The organism is Bacteroides luti (genome assembly GCF_900128905.1).
Lineage (GTDB): Bacteria > Bacteroidota > Bacteroidia > Bacteroidales > Bacteroidaceae > Bacteroides > Bacteroides luti.
Genome location: NZ_FQTV01000001.1, coordinates 296,029 through 311,545, shown reverse-complemented (window position 1 = coordinate 311,545; position 15,517 = coordinate 296,029). Strand labels below are relative to the sequence as shown.

12 protein-coding genes are annotated in these 15,517 nt (G+C 37.4%); 8 read left to right on the top strand and 4 right to left on the bottom strand.

Translation table 11 applies throughout. The features are described from left to right. The first annotated feature begins 3 nt into the window (after positions 1-3). The 4 genes from BUC21_RS01315 to BUC21_RS01300 all read left to right on the top strand — a co-directional run bounded on the left by BUC21_RS01315 (position 4) and on the right by BUC21_RS01300 (position 4,004). The gene (locus tag BUC21_RS01315; protein ID WP_073398710.1) at positions 4-639 is read left to right on the top strand and encodes a lipid-A-disaccharide synthase N-terminal domain-containing protein; all 636 of its coding nucleotides are present in this window, start codon (positions 4-6) and stop codon (positions 637-639) included. Then, positions 626-2,170 carry an ArnT family glycosyltransferase gene (locus BUC21_RS01310; RefSeq protein ID WP_073398709.1) on the top strand — a complete coding sequence of 515 codons (1,545 nt, stop codon included), beginning with the start codon at positions 626-628 and terminating at the stop codon, positions 2,168-2,170. Before BUC21_RS01315 ends, BUC21_RS01310 begins: the two co-directional genes overlap by 14 nt. A gap of 10 nt (positions 2,171-2,180) precedes the next feature. Continuing rightward, positions 2,181-3,200 (top strand): NAD-dependent epimerase, encoded by a 1,020-nt coding sequence (locus tag BUC21_RS01305; RefSeq protein ID WP_073398708.1) that lies wholly within the window; start codon positions 2,181-2,183, stop codon positions 3,198-3,200. A 300-nt stretch (positions 3,201-3,500) separates the two neighbouring features. Further along, complete coding sequence (locus BUC21_RS01300) at positions 3,501-4,004, top strand: hypothetical protein (protein WP_073398707.1); 504 nt, start codon at positions 3,501-3,503, stop codon at positions 4,002-4,004. Positions 4,005-4,462: 458 nt separating this feature from the next. Here the strand turns inward: BUC21_RS01300 and BUC21_RS01295 are convergent, their stop codons facing one another. From BUC21_RS01295 to BUC21_RS01280, 4 genes are all read right to left on the bottom strand, one after another. Beyond that, positions 4,463-5,617, bottom strand: a complete 1,155-nt coding sequence (locus BUC21_RS01295; protein ID WP_073398706.1) for a DUF6600 domain-containing protein — start codon at positions 5,615-5,617, stop codon at positions 4,463-4,465. Between the two features lie 172 nt (positions 5,618-5,789). Beyond that, positions 5,790-7,838, bottom strand: coding sequence for a dipeptidyl-peptidase Dpp5 (locus tag BUC21_RS01290; RefSeq protein ID WP_394332742.1), 2,049 nt, complete (start codon positions 7,836-7,838; stop codon positions 5,790-5,792). Between the two features lie 276 nt (positions 7,839-8,114). Then, entirely contained in the window at positions 8,115-9,986 is a 1,872-nt protein-coding gene (gene yidC / locus BUC21_RS01285) for a membrane protein insertase YidC (protein WP_073398704.1), read from the bottom strand. A gap of 33 nt (positions 9,987-10,019) precedes the next feature. Next, positions 10,020-11,621: a CTP synthase gene (locus tag BUC21_RS01280; protein ID WP_073398703.1), complete on the bottom strand. Its 1,602-nt coding sequence runs from the start codon at positions 11,619-11,621 to the stop codon at positions 10,020-10,022. A 188-nt stretch (positions 11,622-11,809) separates the two neighbouring features. Here BUC21_RS01280 and BUC21_RS01275 point away from each other — a divergent pair, with 188 nt between their 5' ends. From BUC21_RS01275 to BUC21_RS01260, 4 genes are all read left to right on the top strand, one after another. Continuing rightward, positions 11,810-13,186 carry a DUF3078 domain-containing protein gene (locus tag BUC21_RS01275; RefSeq protein ID WP_073398702.1) on the top strand — a complete coding sequence of 459 codons (1,377 nt, stop codon included), beginning with the start codon at positions 11,810-11,812 and terminating at the stop codon, positions 13,184-13,186. Between the two features lie 292 nt (positions 13,187-13,478). Beyond that, positions 13,479-14,273: an inositol monophosphatase family protein gene (locus BUC21_RS01270; RefSeq protein ID WP_073398701.1), complete on the top strand. Its 795-nt coding sequence runs from the start codon at positions 13,479-13,481 to the stop codon at positions 14,271-14,273. Positions 14,274-14,357: 84 nt separating this feature from the next. Next, a complete protein-coding gene (locus BUC21_RS01265) occupies positions 14,358-15,023 on the top strand; it encodes a DUF2461 domain-containing protein (RefSeq protein ID WP_073398700.1) in 666 nt (221 codons plus the stop codon). 41 nt (positions 15,024-15,064) lie between these two features. Further along, positions 15,065-15,511, top strand: a complete 447-nt coding sequence (locus BUC21_RS01260) for a NanQ anomerase/TabA/YiaL family protein (protein ID WP_073398699.1) — start codon at positions 15,065-15,067, stop codon at positions 15,509-15,511. The last annotated feature ends 6 nt before the right edge of the window (positions 15,512-15,517 follow it).

Genomic DNA, 15,517 nt, shown 5'->3' with positions numbered 1-15,517 from the left:
ACAATGATAATGTATGCTATAGGTTTTTTAGCCCAGGCATTCTTTTCGGCACGTATCTTATTTCAATGGATATTATCTGAAAGGGCCAAGAAAGTATTGTCTCCTTCTATTTTTTGGATTCTAAGTATTCTGGGATCATATCTGCTGGTTATCTATGGATGGATGAGAAACGATTTCTCCATCTTGCTGGGGCAGTTTATTTCCTATTATATTTATATATGGAACCTGCATGAAAAAGGAGACTGGAAGCGGGTTCATGCTGTGCTGCGCACCATTATGTTGTTAACTCCCGTTGTAGCCGTAATCTTTGTATGCAACAATGCCGATGAGTTTATAGCTTCCTTCCTGAAAAACGATAAAGTGCCTTTGTGGCTGCTTATATTTGGCTCCATGGGACAAGTGATATTCACCCTTCGGTTTGTATATCAGATGGTTTATTCGGCCAGAAGAAATGAATCTATTCTACCAATTGGCTTCTGGGTAATTAGTCTAATAGGTTCGTTTGTAATCATAGCTTATGGAATGTTCCGTTTAGATCCGGTCTTGATATTAGGTCAGGCAGTAGGTTTTGTAGCTTACTTCCGTAATATAATAATAGCACGAAAAGACTACAAATACCGATTAAATGAAAGCGAATAAATATTTACTGTTATTGCTGGCGTTTCTGCCCCTGTTATTCTTTCGTGATTTCACACCGGATAATGAACTGAAATACCTCAGTATTGCAGATGAAGCCATTCGCTATGGCAACTTCTTCACCTTTACTAACCATGGAATAGCGTATGCCGACAAACCACCGCTCTATCTGTGGATTGTAATATTGGGTAAGCTCTTATTTGGTACCCATAGTATGCTCTTTCTGGGCCTGTTCTCCATAATTCCCGCTTTGGTAGTGCTCTATGTAATGGATAAATGGATTGCAACGGAAGCTGATCAAAATAGCCGTCTATCTGCACAATTAATGCTGATAACAAGTGGATATTTTATTGGAGCAGGTATCGTATTGCGAATGGATATGCTGATGTGTATGTTTATTGTGCTGGCTTTGTACACCTTTTACCAGATGTATACAGGGAAAGACACAAAATGGAGCAGCTATCTGTTTCCATTTTATACCTTTATGGCGCTTTTCACCAAAGGTCCTTTCGGATTATTAATTCCCATCTTGTCCGTTATCGCTTTCCTGATAGTAAAAGGCGAACTGAAAACCTTTGGACGGTACTGGGGTGTTAAGGCGTGGTGCATTCTGCTGGCAGGCTCAGCAATCTGGTTTACTGGAGTCTTTATGGAAGGTGGATATACCTATCTGCACAATCTTTTGTTTAACCAAACGGTAAACAGAGCGGTAGATTCATTTCACCATAAGAAACCGTTTTATTTCTATTTTGAAGCTATATGGTATAGTCTGGCTCCCTGGTCATTGCTTTATATCGGAGTTCTTTTTGCGGGAATAAAAGCCCGACTGATCAAGACAGATCTGGAGAAATTCTTTCTAACCATTATCACCCTTACATTCGTAGGGCTTTCTTTGGTTAGTTCAAAGGTGGAAGTTTACATGCTTCCGGCGTTTCCTTTCTTTGCCTATCTGGCTGTGCTGCTATTGAAAAAAGTAAATCAAAGCAAGTTCGTCTCTGCTCTGATAGCCATTCCATTGGTTATTATAGGAGCTGCATTTCCAGCAATAATTATATTGAGTAGAATAAAACCAATAGCCCTTTTAAATACCCCGCTTATTTACGTTTTAACTGCGTTTTTACTGGTTATAGCCGTTCTGGCTCTTTACTATTTGTACAAGCAAAGGAATTTGAATAAGTCAATCTATACACTTGCTGCAGGATTACTCATAACCATTTTTGCCGGATCGTTCTTTATACCTTCCTACAATGAATATATAGGTTATGGAGAAATGTGTAAAACAGGAGAGGAGATTGCCCGCCAGAAAGGAATAGATTCATTCTACTTTTATAATTCCGGTAGAATGGAAAATATAGATGCTTATCTGAAACGAGATTTAAAGGAGCTTAAAGAGACTGATTTGAACAAAAAACAATGCGGCAAAGCTATATTGTTTGTCCGTATAAAAGATGTAAACAGAACCCCTTCTCTTAAGAAAATGGTAGAAGGTAAACAGAAAATAGTTAAAGGTGATTGTTTCATCATAATTCTATAAAATAGATTTTATGAAGAAGATATTAGTAACAGGTGCAGCCGGATTTATAGGCTATCATATAGTTAAGAGATTACTGGAACGTGGAGATGAGGTCGTGGGAATTGATAATATTAATAGTTACTACGACGTTAGATTGAAGTACAGTCGTTTGAAAGAAACCGGCATAAACCAAGCAGAGATAGCCGACAAAGAACTGGTTCCTAGTGCTACATATTCTCATTATCGCTTCATTAAGTTAGATCTCACGGAAAGAGATGAGCTAAATAAACTGTTCGAGACCGAGAAGTTCGATGTAGTTTGTAATCTGGCAGCTCAGGCCGGAGTGCGTTATTCCATTGATCACCCGTTTACGTATATTGAATCGAATATTGTTGGTTTCGCTAATGTGCTCGAAGCTTGTAGGCAGAACCAGGTAGAGCACTTTGTTTATGCCAGTTCCAGCAGCATATACGGACTTAATGAGAAGGTTCCGTATTCAGAAGACGATCAGGTAGACAGGCCCGAAAGCTTATATGCTGCAACAAAGAAAGCAGACGAACTGATGGCTCATGCCTATAGTCACTTGTATCAACTACCCACTACGGGCGTACGCTTCTTTACCGTTTATGGTCCTTGGGGAAGACCAGACATGGCTCCCTTTCTTTTCATGAAAGCTACCATGAATGGAACGCCAATCAAAGTGTTTAATCACGGAGATATGGAACGAGATTTTACCTATATCGACGATGTAATTCAAGGACTGGAAAAGATCATTGATAAACCAACTACCGGACAGACTCCTTATAAAATCTACAATATAGGAGATTCGAGCCCTGTGAAACTGATGGATTTTATTCATACCATTGAAGCTGTTACAGGTAAAGAGGCTGTGAAGGAATATGTAGGCATGCAACCCGGTGATGTTTATCGCACTTATGCAGACGTATCGCTGCTTGAAAAGGATTTTGGATACAAGCCTCAAACGTCTATTCAGGAAGGTATAGAGAGGTTTTATGACTGGATTGTATCTTACGGTGCTTCTTTTGATTAGATGGATATACGTGAAACATTTCAGCGATAAGCATATCGATTTTGAGAGATTCAATTTGCTTTATACAAAGTCTATTTTACAGATTTAAATTCTTGAAATAAGTGTAAAAAAGCATCCACTTTTGAAACAAAATTTATTGGTGAATAATTAAAATTCATTGGTGAATAGTTATTCAGTCACTGGTGAATGGATTTTTTTTATTGGTGAATGAAAAAAATAATTTCATAGAGATAGCTTGGAGTTAAAATAATTAACCTATCTTCGCGCCTCAATTTTAATATTACTCTTAAAACTAAATTTATGAATAAAGAAACAAAAAGATTATCCCAACTAATGGAGGCCGGAATTGAATCTCTTGATATTACTATTACAATTGAAGATATAGTGAATCAGGATATATCGGCCCAAATGGCTATTCTTTCTGCACTTCTTGATAACGAGGATTTTGCTATATATTTTAGAGAAAAAGTAAACATCGTTTTTACAGGTATAAATCCTGGAGATAAGAATCTTTGGGAAATACCTGAGGTGAGAAAATACATTCAAAAACTTGATGATGAGTTTCCATATTGGCTCTATTTTTTATCAAAAGAAGGAGATGGCTTAAACTTGATTTATGAGTGTCGGATGATACCTTTTTTGAATCCTGAAGATGAATTCGACTTGAATTTTGCTGAATTTAAAGATAGCGTTCAAAATAGATGGATACCGGCGATGAGCGAGGTTTGTGCGTTTACTGATATGTCTGACGAGGAAACACAACAACTGTGCATGAGTTTTTATCGTTATATGTTAGCTAAGTGAATCGCATAGCTCTTGAAACTTTATTTTAGTTTCGAATACTCGTAGAAAAATAGAAATCCACTTAAAAAGGTTGATAATCCAAAATCAACTTTTCTAAGTGGATTTTTACTGAAAAGTAATATCCTTTTAAAACTAACATCTTATTTACATATTCAAGGAGTTATTACTAATGATATTAAAAACTTAAACATTGAAATCGGATAACCCACAAGGTATAACAATCTTGTTATTCCTTGTGATATTTAAAGTCTATACGATTATTCTTAAAGCTAAGAGCATTATTCCTAAAGTTGTTTCTGGCGATATTTAAAACTCAGACTGCATCTTCTACGTTTGGTATTATAATCTCTTCCTATTGTCAATTAAGAACTGGTAATTTTCATTATGTGATAGATTTTAAAGGTATCAACTCTGCAACTTCTATACTTGCTTCAGATTCTCCGCTCAGTAGAAGAAATTCATCTTCTCCGTTCGGTTCCAGTATTTCTTTCCGGCTTTGAGGTTTCCTGCCTTTTAGTTTCCTGCCTCTCTGTTGTTCTCGACTGCCTTGCAGGAGCATCACTTCGTCTTGGAGTAACCGTACGGTCTTGTGCCGGTTCAGTTCTTCTTTGAGGTGTTGCATCTTGTTGCCTCACGGGCCTATTTACATCTGTGGGCGAAGTTCTAGGAACCCTTTCAGGCTGATCTACGTCACGACGAGGAACAGTTGGGGCATTTATTTTCTGTGGAATATCCTTCTTCTCAGGTTGCTTAATCGGGCCATTTATCGGGTTTATTCTCAGATTCTGATTAGGGATTTCTCTGTCAGGAGTTCGTATTACATCATCTCTTTTGATTACCCTTGATGGAGCTGTTTCCCTTGTATTTCTGTTTCTGTCAATCTGAGGTCGATAAATACGTAATTCATTATTTCTGATCTCCTGTCCGGGTCTATTGCTTTCACGGACAGAATACCGGTTAACGGTTGTGCCCGATGCCCTTTGAACAGACTCTCTGTCAGGCCCATAGTTGTAGGTTGCATTTCTTCTTCTGTAATTATAAGTTCTATCTATTACTGTAGAGGTTCTCATAATTTTTTCGTGACCCGATTGATCTACATAATAGCGATATATGTTTCGTCTTCCAAAGTCTCTTTCTCTAACAAAGCACCAATGGTCATGGTATCTGTCATATCGTCCATCAAAAATGAAGTTTATACCCATTCCTGGACCAATTGGCGACCAGCCATAGTAGCCATTGCCATGAAGCCAGTAAACCCATGAGGGGCCCCATTCATAACCAGGCACCCAGAACCATCCTAATGCATTATTAAATCCCCAGCGGCCATAATGGAATACTGCCCAACCCCAATTATAATCAGATATCCACGACCATCCATATTGAGTTAGTACCCAATAGCCGTTGGTGGAATAGGGTGCGAAGGTTTCGCGTACATAAGGAATCCAGATATAGCCATAATCTGGATAATCAACCCATTGACCATAAGAGCCCAACTGATCATAGAAAATCTGGAAGCTTACAGGTGTCTCATCATAATAGGTGTCTCTAGATAATGTTGCACATGAAGTGGTCAATACAAATATTAGAGCGCAGATTGTAGTATTTGTTTTCATGAATAGTTGTTTTTATAAGAGTTAGTCTCTTAATAAATAACAAAGTATGATGAGCAAAGGTTTTATTTCGATAAGTTGATTACCTGCTTTTTTTACTGAGATAAAAATAAAAACAAAAGGCTGAACCCATTGTGTGAGCTCAGCCTTTACTTTTATAATTTAGTGAAACGTATTATTTCAACCATTTATCCAGCCATGCAGCAAAAGTTCTTTGCCATAGGATACCGTTTTGTGGTTTAAGTACCCAGTGGTTTTCGTCAGGATAGATAAGCAGCTGCGCAGGAACGCCTCTTAGTTTGGCTGCATTGAAAGCAGACATGCCTTGAGAAGCAAGAATTCTGTAATCCTTTTCTCCGTGGATACAAAGGATAGGAGTATCCCATTTGTCTACAAACTTATGAGGTGAATTGGCAAATGTGCGCTGTGCTGTGGCGTTGTTCTTATCCCAGTAAGCACCACCCATATCCCAGTTGGCAAACCACATTTCTTCAGTTTCCAGATATTGTTGTTCCATGTTAAAGATACCATCGTGAGCAATAAATGCCTTGAAACGCTTGTTGTGATGTCCGGCAAGCCAGTAAACAGAGAAGCCACCGAAGCTGGCACCAACACATCCTAATTTGTCGGCATTTACATAAGGTTCCTTTGCCATCTCGTCGATAGCAGATAGGTAATCTTTCATGCACTGACCACCGTAGTCTCCGCTGATCTCCTCATTCCATTCCTTACCAAAGCCTGGTAATCCGCGACGGTTGGGAGCTACAACAATATAATCGTTTGTTGCCATCATCTGGAAGTTCCAACGGTATGACCAGAACTGGCTTACAGGTGACTGTGGTCCACCTTCACAATAAAGCAGGGTAGGATATTTCTTGTTAGGATCGAACTTAGGAGGATAGATAATCCAGGTTAGCATATCTTTGCCATCGGTTGTCTTAATCCAACGTTCTTCCACTTTGCCCATCTCTACTTGATCGTAGATATGCTTGTTCTCGAAAGTAAGCTGTTTAGCTTCACCTTTCATTGATACAGCATAGATTTCATCGCCCATGCTCATGGAGTGACGAGTGGCAATCAGTTGTTTGCCGTTAAGTTTAATAGCAGCATAGTCGTGAACACCTTCAGTAAGTTTTTGTTGCTTTTTACCTTCAACATCTACTTTGTAGATCTGTGAAGTAGCATGCCATACACCGGTGAAGAAAAGACTCTTGCTATCGCTGTTCCAGATAAATCCTTCCACACTAGAATCGAATGCTTTGCTTACGAATGTTTTTACTCCGGTAGCCAGATTCATTACGAATAAACGATTCTGATCGCTTTCATATCCATCGTGCTCCATGCTTTGCCATGCAATATATTTTCCGTCCGGAGAATATTGAGGGTTTGTGTCGTAACCCATCATACCTTCGGTTATATTCTTTGTTTGCTTGGAAGCCAGATTATATACATAGATATCCGAATTGGTAGAAACGGCATAATCTATACCTGTCTTCTTGCGTGAAGTATATGCAATGTTCTCGCCTTTAGCATCCCATGCCAGTTGCTCAATGCCACCAAAAGGTTTCATTGGCGATTCGTATGGTTCGCCAGCCATGATATCTGTAATATTTGTAAGTGCAGAGCCATCAAAATCGGCTACAAAAGGGTGGGGAACAGTAGTAACCCATTCGTCCCAGTGCTTGTACATAAGGTCCTCAACAACAAGTCCGCTAGCTTTTGGAAGATCTGGGTATCTGTCGGCTGTAGTTGTGCCATACTTTACTTGTGAAATGAAAAGTACTTTTTTCCCGTCAGGAGAAAAAGAAAAACCTTCAATGTCTTTGTCGAAGTTGGAAAGTTGTTTGCGATCTGTACCGTCCGGATTCATTTCCCAAAGCTGACTACTTCCGCTCTCTGAACTTATAAAGGCAATTTTGCTACCGCCTTTAATCCAGATAGCTTCGTTCTCACCAAATGAAGTGTGAGTAATTTGCTTGTTGTCAGTACCGTCTGCGTTCATCACAAAGACTTCTCTGTTGCTCTTGTTTTGTGGTACACTGTAGTAAGCAACCGTATAGACGATTTTCTTTCCGTCTGGTGAAACATTAAATCCGCCGATTCTTCCCATAGCCCAAAGAGCTTCAGGAGTCATTCGTCCGCCTTTGATTACTATATCGGACTTTCCGATAAGCGACTCGCTCTTGTCTCCTGCAGCTTCTGCCGAAAGTGTTCCGGCAAGCATTAGCGCTGCTGACATCGTTACTAATTTTGATTTTTTCATATAATTAAATGAATTATTTATTCGTAGTGCGAAATTAATCATTCTGGGGTGATTATTTATTCTTTCGCGGAATAAATATAACAGAAAAATGTGTTTGAGTGAAAGGTAATAAAGAACTTTGCTAATATGAAACGGAGTAAATCATGTGTAACGCCACTTTAGGACTTAGATATGGAGGTAATAAAAAAGGGATTGTTCAATTAGAACAATCCCTCTAAATCTATATTCTATTACGAATTATTTTCCGCGTTTCAAACGTTCAGCTTTTAAACGATCACGTTCCTTGGCCATACGTTCCTGTTGCTCTTGCATATCAGCCATTTTAGCCATTAAGCCTGTTTTTTTCTTAGGCTTATCGCTACTCTTATAAGCTTCTAGTTTTGCTAGTATCTTATCGTCGCTAACAACCTTTTTAAGTACAACCATTGTGATTATACTGATCAGGGTAGAAAGTAAATAGTAGTAGTTCAATCCTGAGGCATAATCGTTCAAAATAAAGATGAACATGATTGGCATTACATACATCATAGCTTTCATACCTGGCATTTGTTGCTGACCTGTATCTTGCTGGTTCATTGTATACTTAGTGTTCAGAATGTTTGCCAATGACATTAACAAACAGAACAAACTGATGTGATTTCCTACAAACGGAATATGCTGATTCCATTGAATAAATGCATCGAATGTTGAAAGGTCGTCTGCCCAAAGGAAGCTCTGCTGACGCAATTCAATAGCACTAGGCACGAACATGAACAGTGCGATAACGATAGGCATCTGAAGCACCATTGGTAAGCATCCGCTCATTGGACTAACACCATATTTGCTGTAAAGAGACATCGTTTCCTGTTGTTTCTTCAATGCGTCTTCTTTCTTAGGATACTTCTGATTAATCAAGTCGATCTGAGGTTTCAGAACTCTCATTCTGGCAGATGACATGTATGACTTGAATGTAAAGTAGAAAATAACAGCTTTAACAATTACAGTCATAAAGAATAGTACCCATCCCATGCTCAATCCAAGGCCTGTAAGCCAGTCGAATACATTAATGGTAAATACTTTGTTGATCCAGCGAAGGAATGACCATCCTAGTGGAACCAGTTTATCAAGTTCAAGCTTATTTGCATCGTCTTTACCTGCATCGAATGCCTTCAATGTCTTGTAATGATTAGGACCAAAGTAGAAATGCATGTTAGTAGCCTTAGAACCTTTAGCATCAAAGTAAGTAGTCATTGTTGATGAGTAATTCTTCAGATAGCCACTACCTTCAGTTTCTAAACTAGATTTCAAAACATTCTTTTCGAAATCCTGATCGGCAATAAATACAGAAGAGAAGTATTGAGTTTTGTAACCAATCCATTTTAATCTTCCTGTAATAGAGGCATCAGCATTCTTAGCTTCAGAAAGGTGATCAGTGTCTGCACCATCATACTTATACATCAGATAAGCATAACGACCTTCGTTTTTGTATCCACGTTCTGCCTGACGAAGTTTCTGATTCCATTCAATATCTACGTAATTAACGCTTGGAGACAACTTATCAAGCATGCCGTTTGCTTTAATACTGAAATCAACCATGTAGTTTCCTTTGTGCATGGTGTAAGTGAAATCGATATAGCTATCGTTGCTGGCAGCCAGACGCATTGTAACTGAAGAGTCGCTCTTGTTTACAGCCTGGAAATAATAATCCTTAGTCTCAATTTTTTCTTTCTTGTTATAGAAGAAGAAATTCATACTAACATCTTCTTTGTCGAATAAAACCAAAGGCTTTTTGTCTTGTCCATTGTATTTCTTCAACATGGCAGAGTAAACTCGTCCGCCTTTGTTAGAGAATGTTAGTTTTACTAAATCATTTTCAATAGTAGTAAAGCTTTCTGTTCCTTTTGCAGCATTGTAGAAAGTACCTGCTGTGTCAACAGCCTGAGCTGCAACAGAATCTGTAAAAGCAGCAGCTTTAGCTTTGTTGGCAGTATCTTTCTTAGCCAGAGCTTGAATGGAATCCTGAAAGTGTTTCTGGGCAATAAGTTGTTTCTCGCTAGGGCGTTGTAAAAAGGTAAATCCTATTAAAACAGCTCCTATCAGTACGAATCCCACTAAGGTGTTTTTGTCCATAATTACAAGTTATACATTTATATTTTTAAAGTCTTATTTATTAATAGCGGCCTTAATAAAGGATACAAACAGTGGATGAGGATTAAGCACTGTACTGCTGTATTCAGGGTGGAATTGTGTACCTATATACCAACGTAGATTAGGTATTTCTACAATTTCTACCAAGTCCGACTCCGGATTAACTCCCACACACTTCATTCCAGCCTTTTCGTATTCAGCTTTATATAAGTTGTTGAATTCATAACGGTGACGGTGACGTTCCTGGATATGTTCTTTTTTATAAGCTTCGTAAGTCTTTGATTTTTTGTCTATAACGCATTCAAAAGCACCAAGACGCATAGTTCCACCCATGTTGGTAATTGCTTTTTGTTCTTCCATAATGTCAATTACAGGGAACTTAGTGCTTTCGTCCATCTCTACAGAGTTTGCATCTGCATAGCCTAACACGTTTCTTGCAAATTCAATACAGATTGATTGCATACCCAGACAGATACCAAATGTAGGAATATCATTTTCACGAGTATATTTTGCTGCTACGAACTTACCTTCGATACCTCTAGGACCAAATCCCGGACAGATAACAACACCATCTACATTGCTTAACTTCTCAGCAACATTAGCTTCTGTAAGTTTTTCGCTCTGTACATATTCAATCTTAACCTTACGATCGTTGTAAGTAGCTGCCTGTGAAAGAGCTTCGAGAATTGATTTGTAAGCATCCTGCAATTCTACGTATTTACCAACAAGGGCAATCTTAACTTCTTTGGTTGCCTTGTTTCTTCTTTCAATAAATGCTTTCCATGAATCCAGGTTTGGTTTGTTACCAACAGGTAATCCCATTTTACTAAGGATTGTTTCATCAAGTCCTTGTTCCTGCATTTTTAATGGAACTTCGTAAATACTTGGTACGTCTGTTGACTGAACTACAGCTCTATCTTCTACATTACAGAATAGTGCAACTTTCTTTCTTAAACCGTCACTCAAATTATGTTCACTGCGAAGTACCAGAATATCAGGTTGTACTCCTAATTCCTGTAATTGCTTAACAGAGTGCTGAGTTGGTTTAGTTTTCAACTCTTTAGCAGCAGCAAGATAAGGTACATAAGTTAAGTGTACGCAAAGCGCATTATTACCAAGTTCCCAACGAAGCTGGCGCATGCTTTCGATAAATGGAAGAGATTCAATGTCACCAACAGTACCACCAATTTCTGTAATTACAAAGTCGTACTTGTATTTACTACCAAGGAATTTAACGTTTCGTTTAATTTCGTCTGTAATATGAGGTATAACCTGAATAGTTTTACCTAAGAAATCGCCACGGCGTTCTTTGTCAATTACACTTTTATAAATACGTCCTGTTGTGATATTATTGGCCTTGGTAGTCTGAATATCCAACATTCTTTCGTAATGTCCCAAGTCAAGGTCGCATTCATGACCATCAACTGTGACGTAACATTCCCCATGTTCGTAAGGGTTAAGTGTTCCTGAGTCAATATTGATATAAGGATCGAACTTCTGTATAGTTACCTTATAGCCTCTTGCTTGAAGTAACTTACCAATTGATGATGCAATAATTCCTTTACCTAATGAAGAGGCAACCCCTCCTGTGACGAAGATGTACTTTGTTTCTCCCACGACAATACTATTTTATTATAATTAATTAAGCGGTTTTTATAGACCTTTTAAACCGCAAAAATACTAAAAAAAGAGGACGTAGTTAAATTTTCAACTTAAAATTATTATAAAAAACAATATTTGGGGATTCTTTATGCAATTTAAATATTTAATTGTAGCTTTGTGATTTATTAGTTTTTAAATACGGTATGAAAAAAGAATTTACTTTAATTTTATTATTGTTTTTTACGCTTACTTCGTTTGCTAATAATAAGAAAAGTCAGCGTTCTTCCTTGGAGAAAATTGAGCAGGATACGGTATTCCTGAAAAAGTACAGTGACGCACTTACTACATTGTATAATCGTCATCTGGGAGTGTTGGATTCATTGAATAATGATTCTGTTCAGGCTAGAAATATAGAGCTTGAGCCAAGATTCTACAGATTATTTGTGCCTCTTGCATATTATTATTCTCCAATTGCAGATGCTTATAATCCAAAGTGGAAACCGCTTGGAATACAAAAACAAGGATATCCTCTTGATGAGCTATTTCCTATTGATAAAAATGCATTCAATCAGACAGAAAGGATAAACCATATTGTAAATAAAGCTTTACTATATACATATCTTAGATATCCAGATTTAGTTGTTAATTTTGAAGATAATATAACCAAACAATCAATATATAGAGTTGAAGAAACAGAAGAGTTAAAACCAAAGACTTCTGTTATAAAGCTCTTTAAACCAGAGCCTATGAGTAACCATGTAGAAAAGGTTCAAGTAACAATTCAGAAACCTAATTTCTGGGTTAATTATGGAACCGGGTCTATGCAATTTACTCAGAACTATATTTCGGATAACTGGTATAATGGTGGTGAAAGTACAAACTCTGTATTGATGAATCTTCAATTATTTGCAAATTATAATGATCAGCAAAAGATCCAGTTTGATAATACTTTTGAAGCTAAAATAGGATTCAATACAGTGTCTTCAGACACGATTCGTCCTTATAGAATAAACACCGACCTGCTTCGTTTGTCTAGTAAACTAGGATTAAAAGCAGCTTCTAACTGGTATTATACAATATCTGGTGAGTTCACTACTCAGTTCTTTAAAAATTATTCTACTAATAGCAGAAATCTTAAATCGTCTTTCCTTGCTCCGGCCAACTTTAACTTAAGTATTGGTATGGACTACAAGATAAACAAAAAGAAGCTTACTTTGTCTGTAGTTATGTCTCCTGCTGCATATAATATGAAATATGTAGGAAACGATAAGGTGAATGAAACAAGCTATGGATTGAAGGAAGGAGAAACATTCCTGCATGATGTCGGTTCTAAGTTGCTGACTAATATGAAATGGACTATGTTCCCATCGGTAACCTGGGAGTCTCGTTTATACTATTTCACCAGCTACAAAAAGGTAGAAGCAGAATGGGAAAATACGTTCAACTTTGTGCTAAATCGTTATTTATCGACCAAACTATTCTTCCACGGACGATTTGATGATGGTGTTACTCGTCGCCCGGGAAAATCTTACTTCCAGTTTAAGGAATTGCTTAGCTTTGGTATAAATTACGCCTGGTAAACAGGTTCACAAATTAATAAATAACACTCCCCGTATGTTGGATTTAAACATGCGGGGAGTGTTTGTTTTTATATAGATTGTTATTCGTTAAACCATTAAATAATCCGTTGCTGATTTGCTTGGATTTAATAACGATTAATATTTAGATATTGATTAATTCTTTTTTGTAATGTAACAGATTCTTTTACAGCATATTCAAGTGATTAACATCAAATAACTGAAATTCTGCACAACAATATAGTTCCATTTACATTAATAATCTGTACATTTGATTCAATAAAATAAAATAGGTATGCTAGATTTAGAAAAAATAACAGAGAAAGTACGCCAGCTGGCTATTGAAACCGGTGCCTTTCTTCGGGAAGAACGTATCAACTTTAACAAGGATAGGGTAGAAGAAAAGAATTCTCACGATTATGTATCATACGTAGATAAAGAGTCGGAACGCAGAGTCGTTGCCCGTTTGTCGGAACTGATTCCGGAAGCAGGATTTATTGCAGAAGAGGGATCTGGTTCTCATGGAGAAGAGGAGTATTTCTGGTTGGTTGATCCTCTTGACGGAACTACAAACTATATTCATAACAATGCTCCTTATTGCGTTAGTATAGCATTGAGAAGTAAAACAGAACTATTAATTGGAGTTGTGTATGAAGTGTGCAGAGATGAATGTTTCTGGGCATGGAAAGGCAGCAAGGCGTATTTAAACGGCAATGAAATTCATGTTTCGGATGTTGAGGTTATGGATAGTGCATTTATAGCTTTGGGATTTCCTTATAATTCTAAAGAGTACAAACCAATGGCTCTTCACATTATACAAGAATTGTATGGTAAAGCAGGAGGTTTGCGCCTGCAGGGAGCTGCAGCAGCCGAAATTTGTTATATTGCTGCGGGGCGGTTTGAAGCACGTATAGAAGCATTTCTTGGTCCATGGGATATAGCAGCAGGAACATTAATCTTAATGCAGGCCGGAGGTAAGGTTACTGATTTTGATGGAGGAGATACTTTTTATTCAGGACATCAGGTTCTTGCTACAAATGGAAAACTTCATAATCAGCTACTTGAGGTTGTAAGAATGGGTAAAGAATAGCACTGATCTCATTTTTGCATTAAAATATACGGTAATACAATTTTATTTTAGTACGTTTGTAGTGGTAAAAAGATAAATGTAATAATGAATATACCTATTATATTTCAGTTCTTGAAAGAACTATCTTTAAATAATAATCGCGAATGGTTTAATGACCATAAGGACGATTATCTGAAAGCTCAGACTGAATTCGAAAACTTACTGACTGCCATTATTCAACGGATATCTCTGTTTGATAATGAAATTGTTGGAATTCAGGCAAAAGACTGCACATACCGCATTTATCGAGATGTTCGTTTCTCTCAGGATAAATCGCCGTACAAGCTCCATTTTGGTGGATATATTAATGGAAAAGGCAAGAAGTCAGAGCATTGTGGTTACTATGTTCATCTGCAGTTGGGCTATTGCTTACTGGCAGGAGGAAGTCTGTGCCCTCCACCTGATATTCTGAAGGCCTTAAGGCAATCTGTCTATGATAATATTGACGAGTATCGTTCTATAGTTGAAGATCCTGCTTTCAAGAAATATTTTCCGGTAATTGGAGAAAACTTTCTGAAGACAGCTCCTAAAGGCTTTCCTAAAGATTTTAAATACATTGATTACCTTAAACCAAAGGAGTTTATATGCTCTTATCAGGTTCCTGATGAGTTCTTTTTGGATGAAAAGATGCTCGATAATGTATCTGATGTATTTAAGCAACTAAAACGCTTTAGCGACTTCACTAATTATACAATTGATGAATTTGAATAAAATTAAAATTAGTAATTATTAATCTAAAAAATTAAAAAGTTATGGTAGTAGATAAAATTGAAAATTTGGACAAATATGTTTCTTTGAATCCTCTTTTTGCTCAGGCTGTTGAATTTCTGAAATCAAATAATCTTTCGGAAATGGAAGTAGGCAAAACTGAACTTAAAGGTGCCGATCTAGTTGTTAATGTAGCGCAGACTAGCCCAAAAACAAAGGAACAAGCCAAATTGGAAACACACAATAAGTTTATTGATATTCAGATTCCATTGTCGGGTGTAGAAGTTATGGGATACACTGCTGGTGCAGACTGTAAACCTGCTGATGCTGCTTATAATGAAGAAAAAGATATTACTTTCTTTGAAGGGCTAGCAGAGAGTTATATAGCTGTAAAACCTGGAATGTTTGCTATATTCTTCCCTGAAGACGGTCATGCTCCTGGTATTACTGAAACAGGAGTTAAGAAAGTAATCGTTAAAGTATTAGCTTAAGTTATA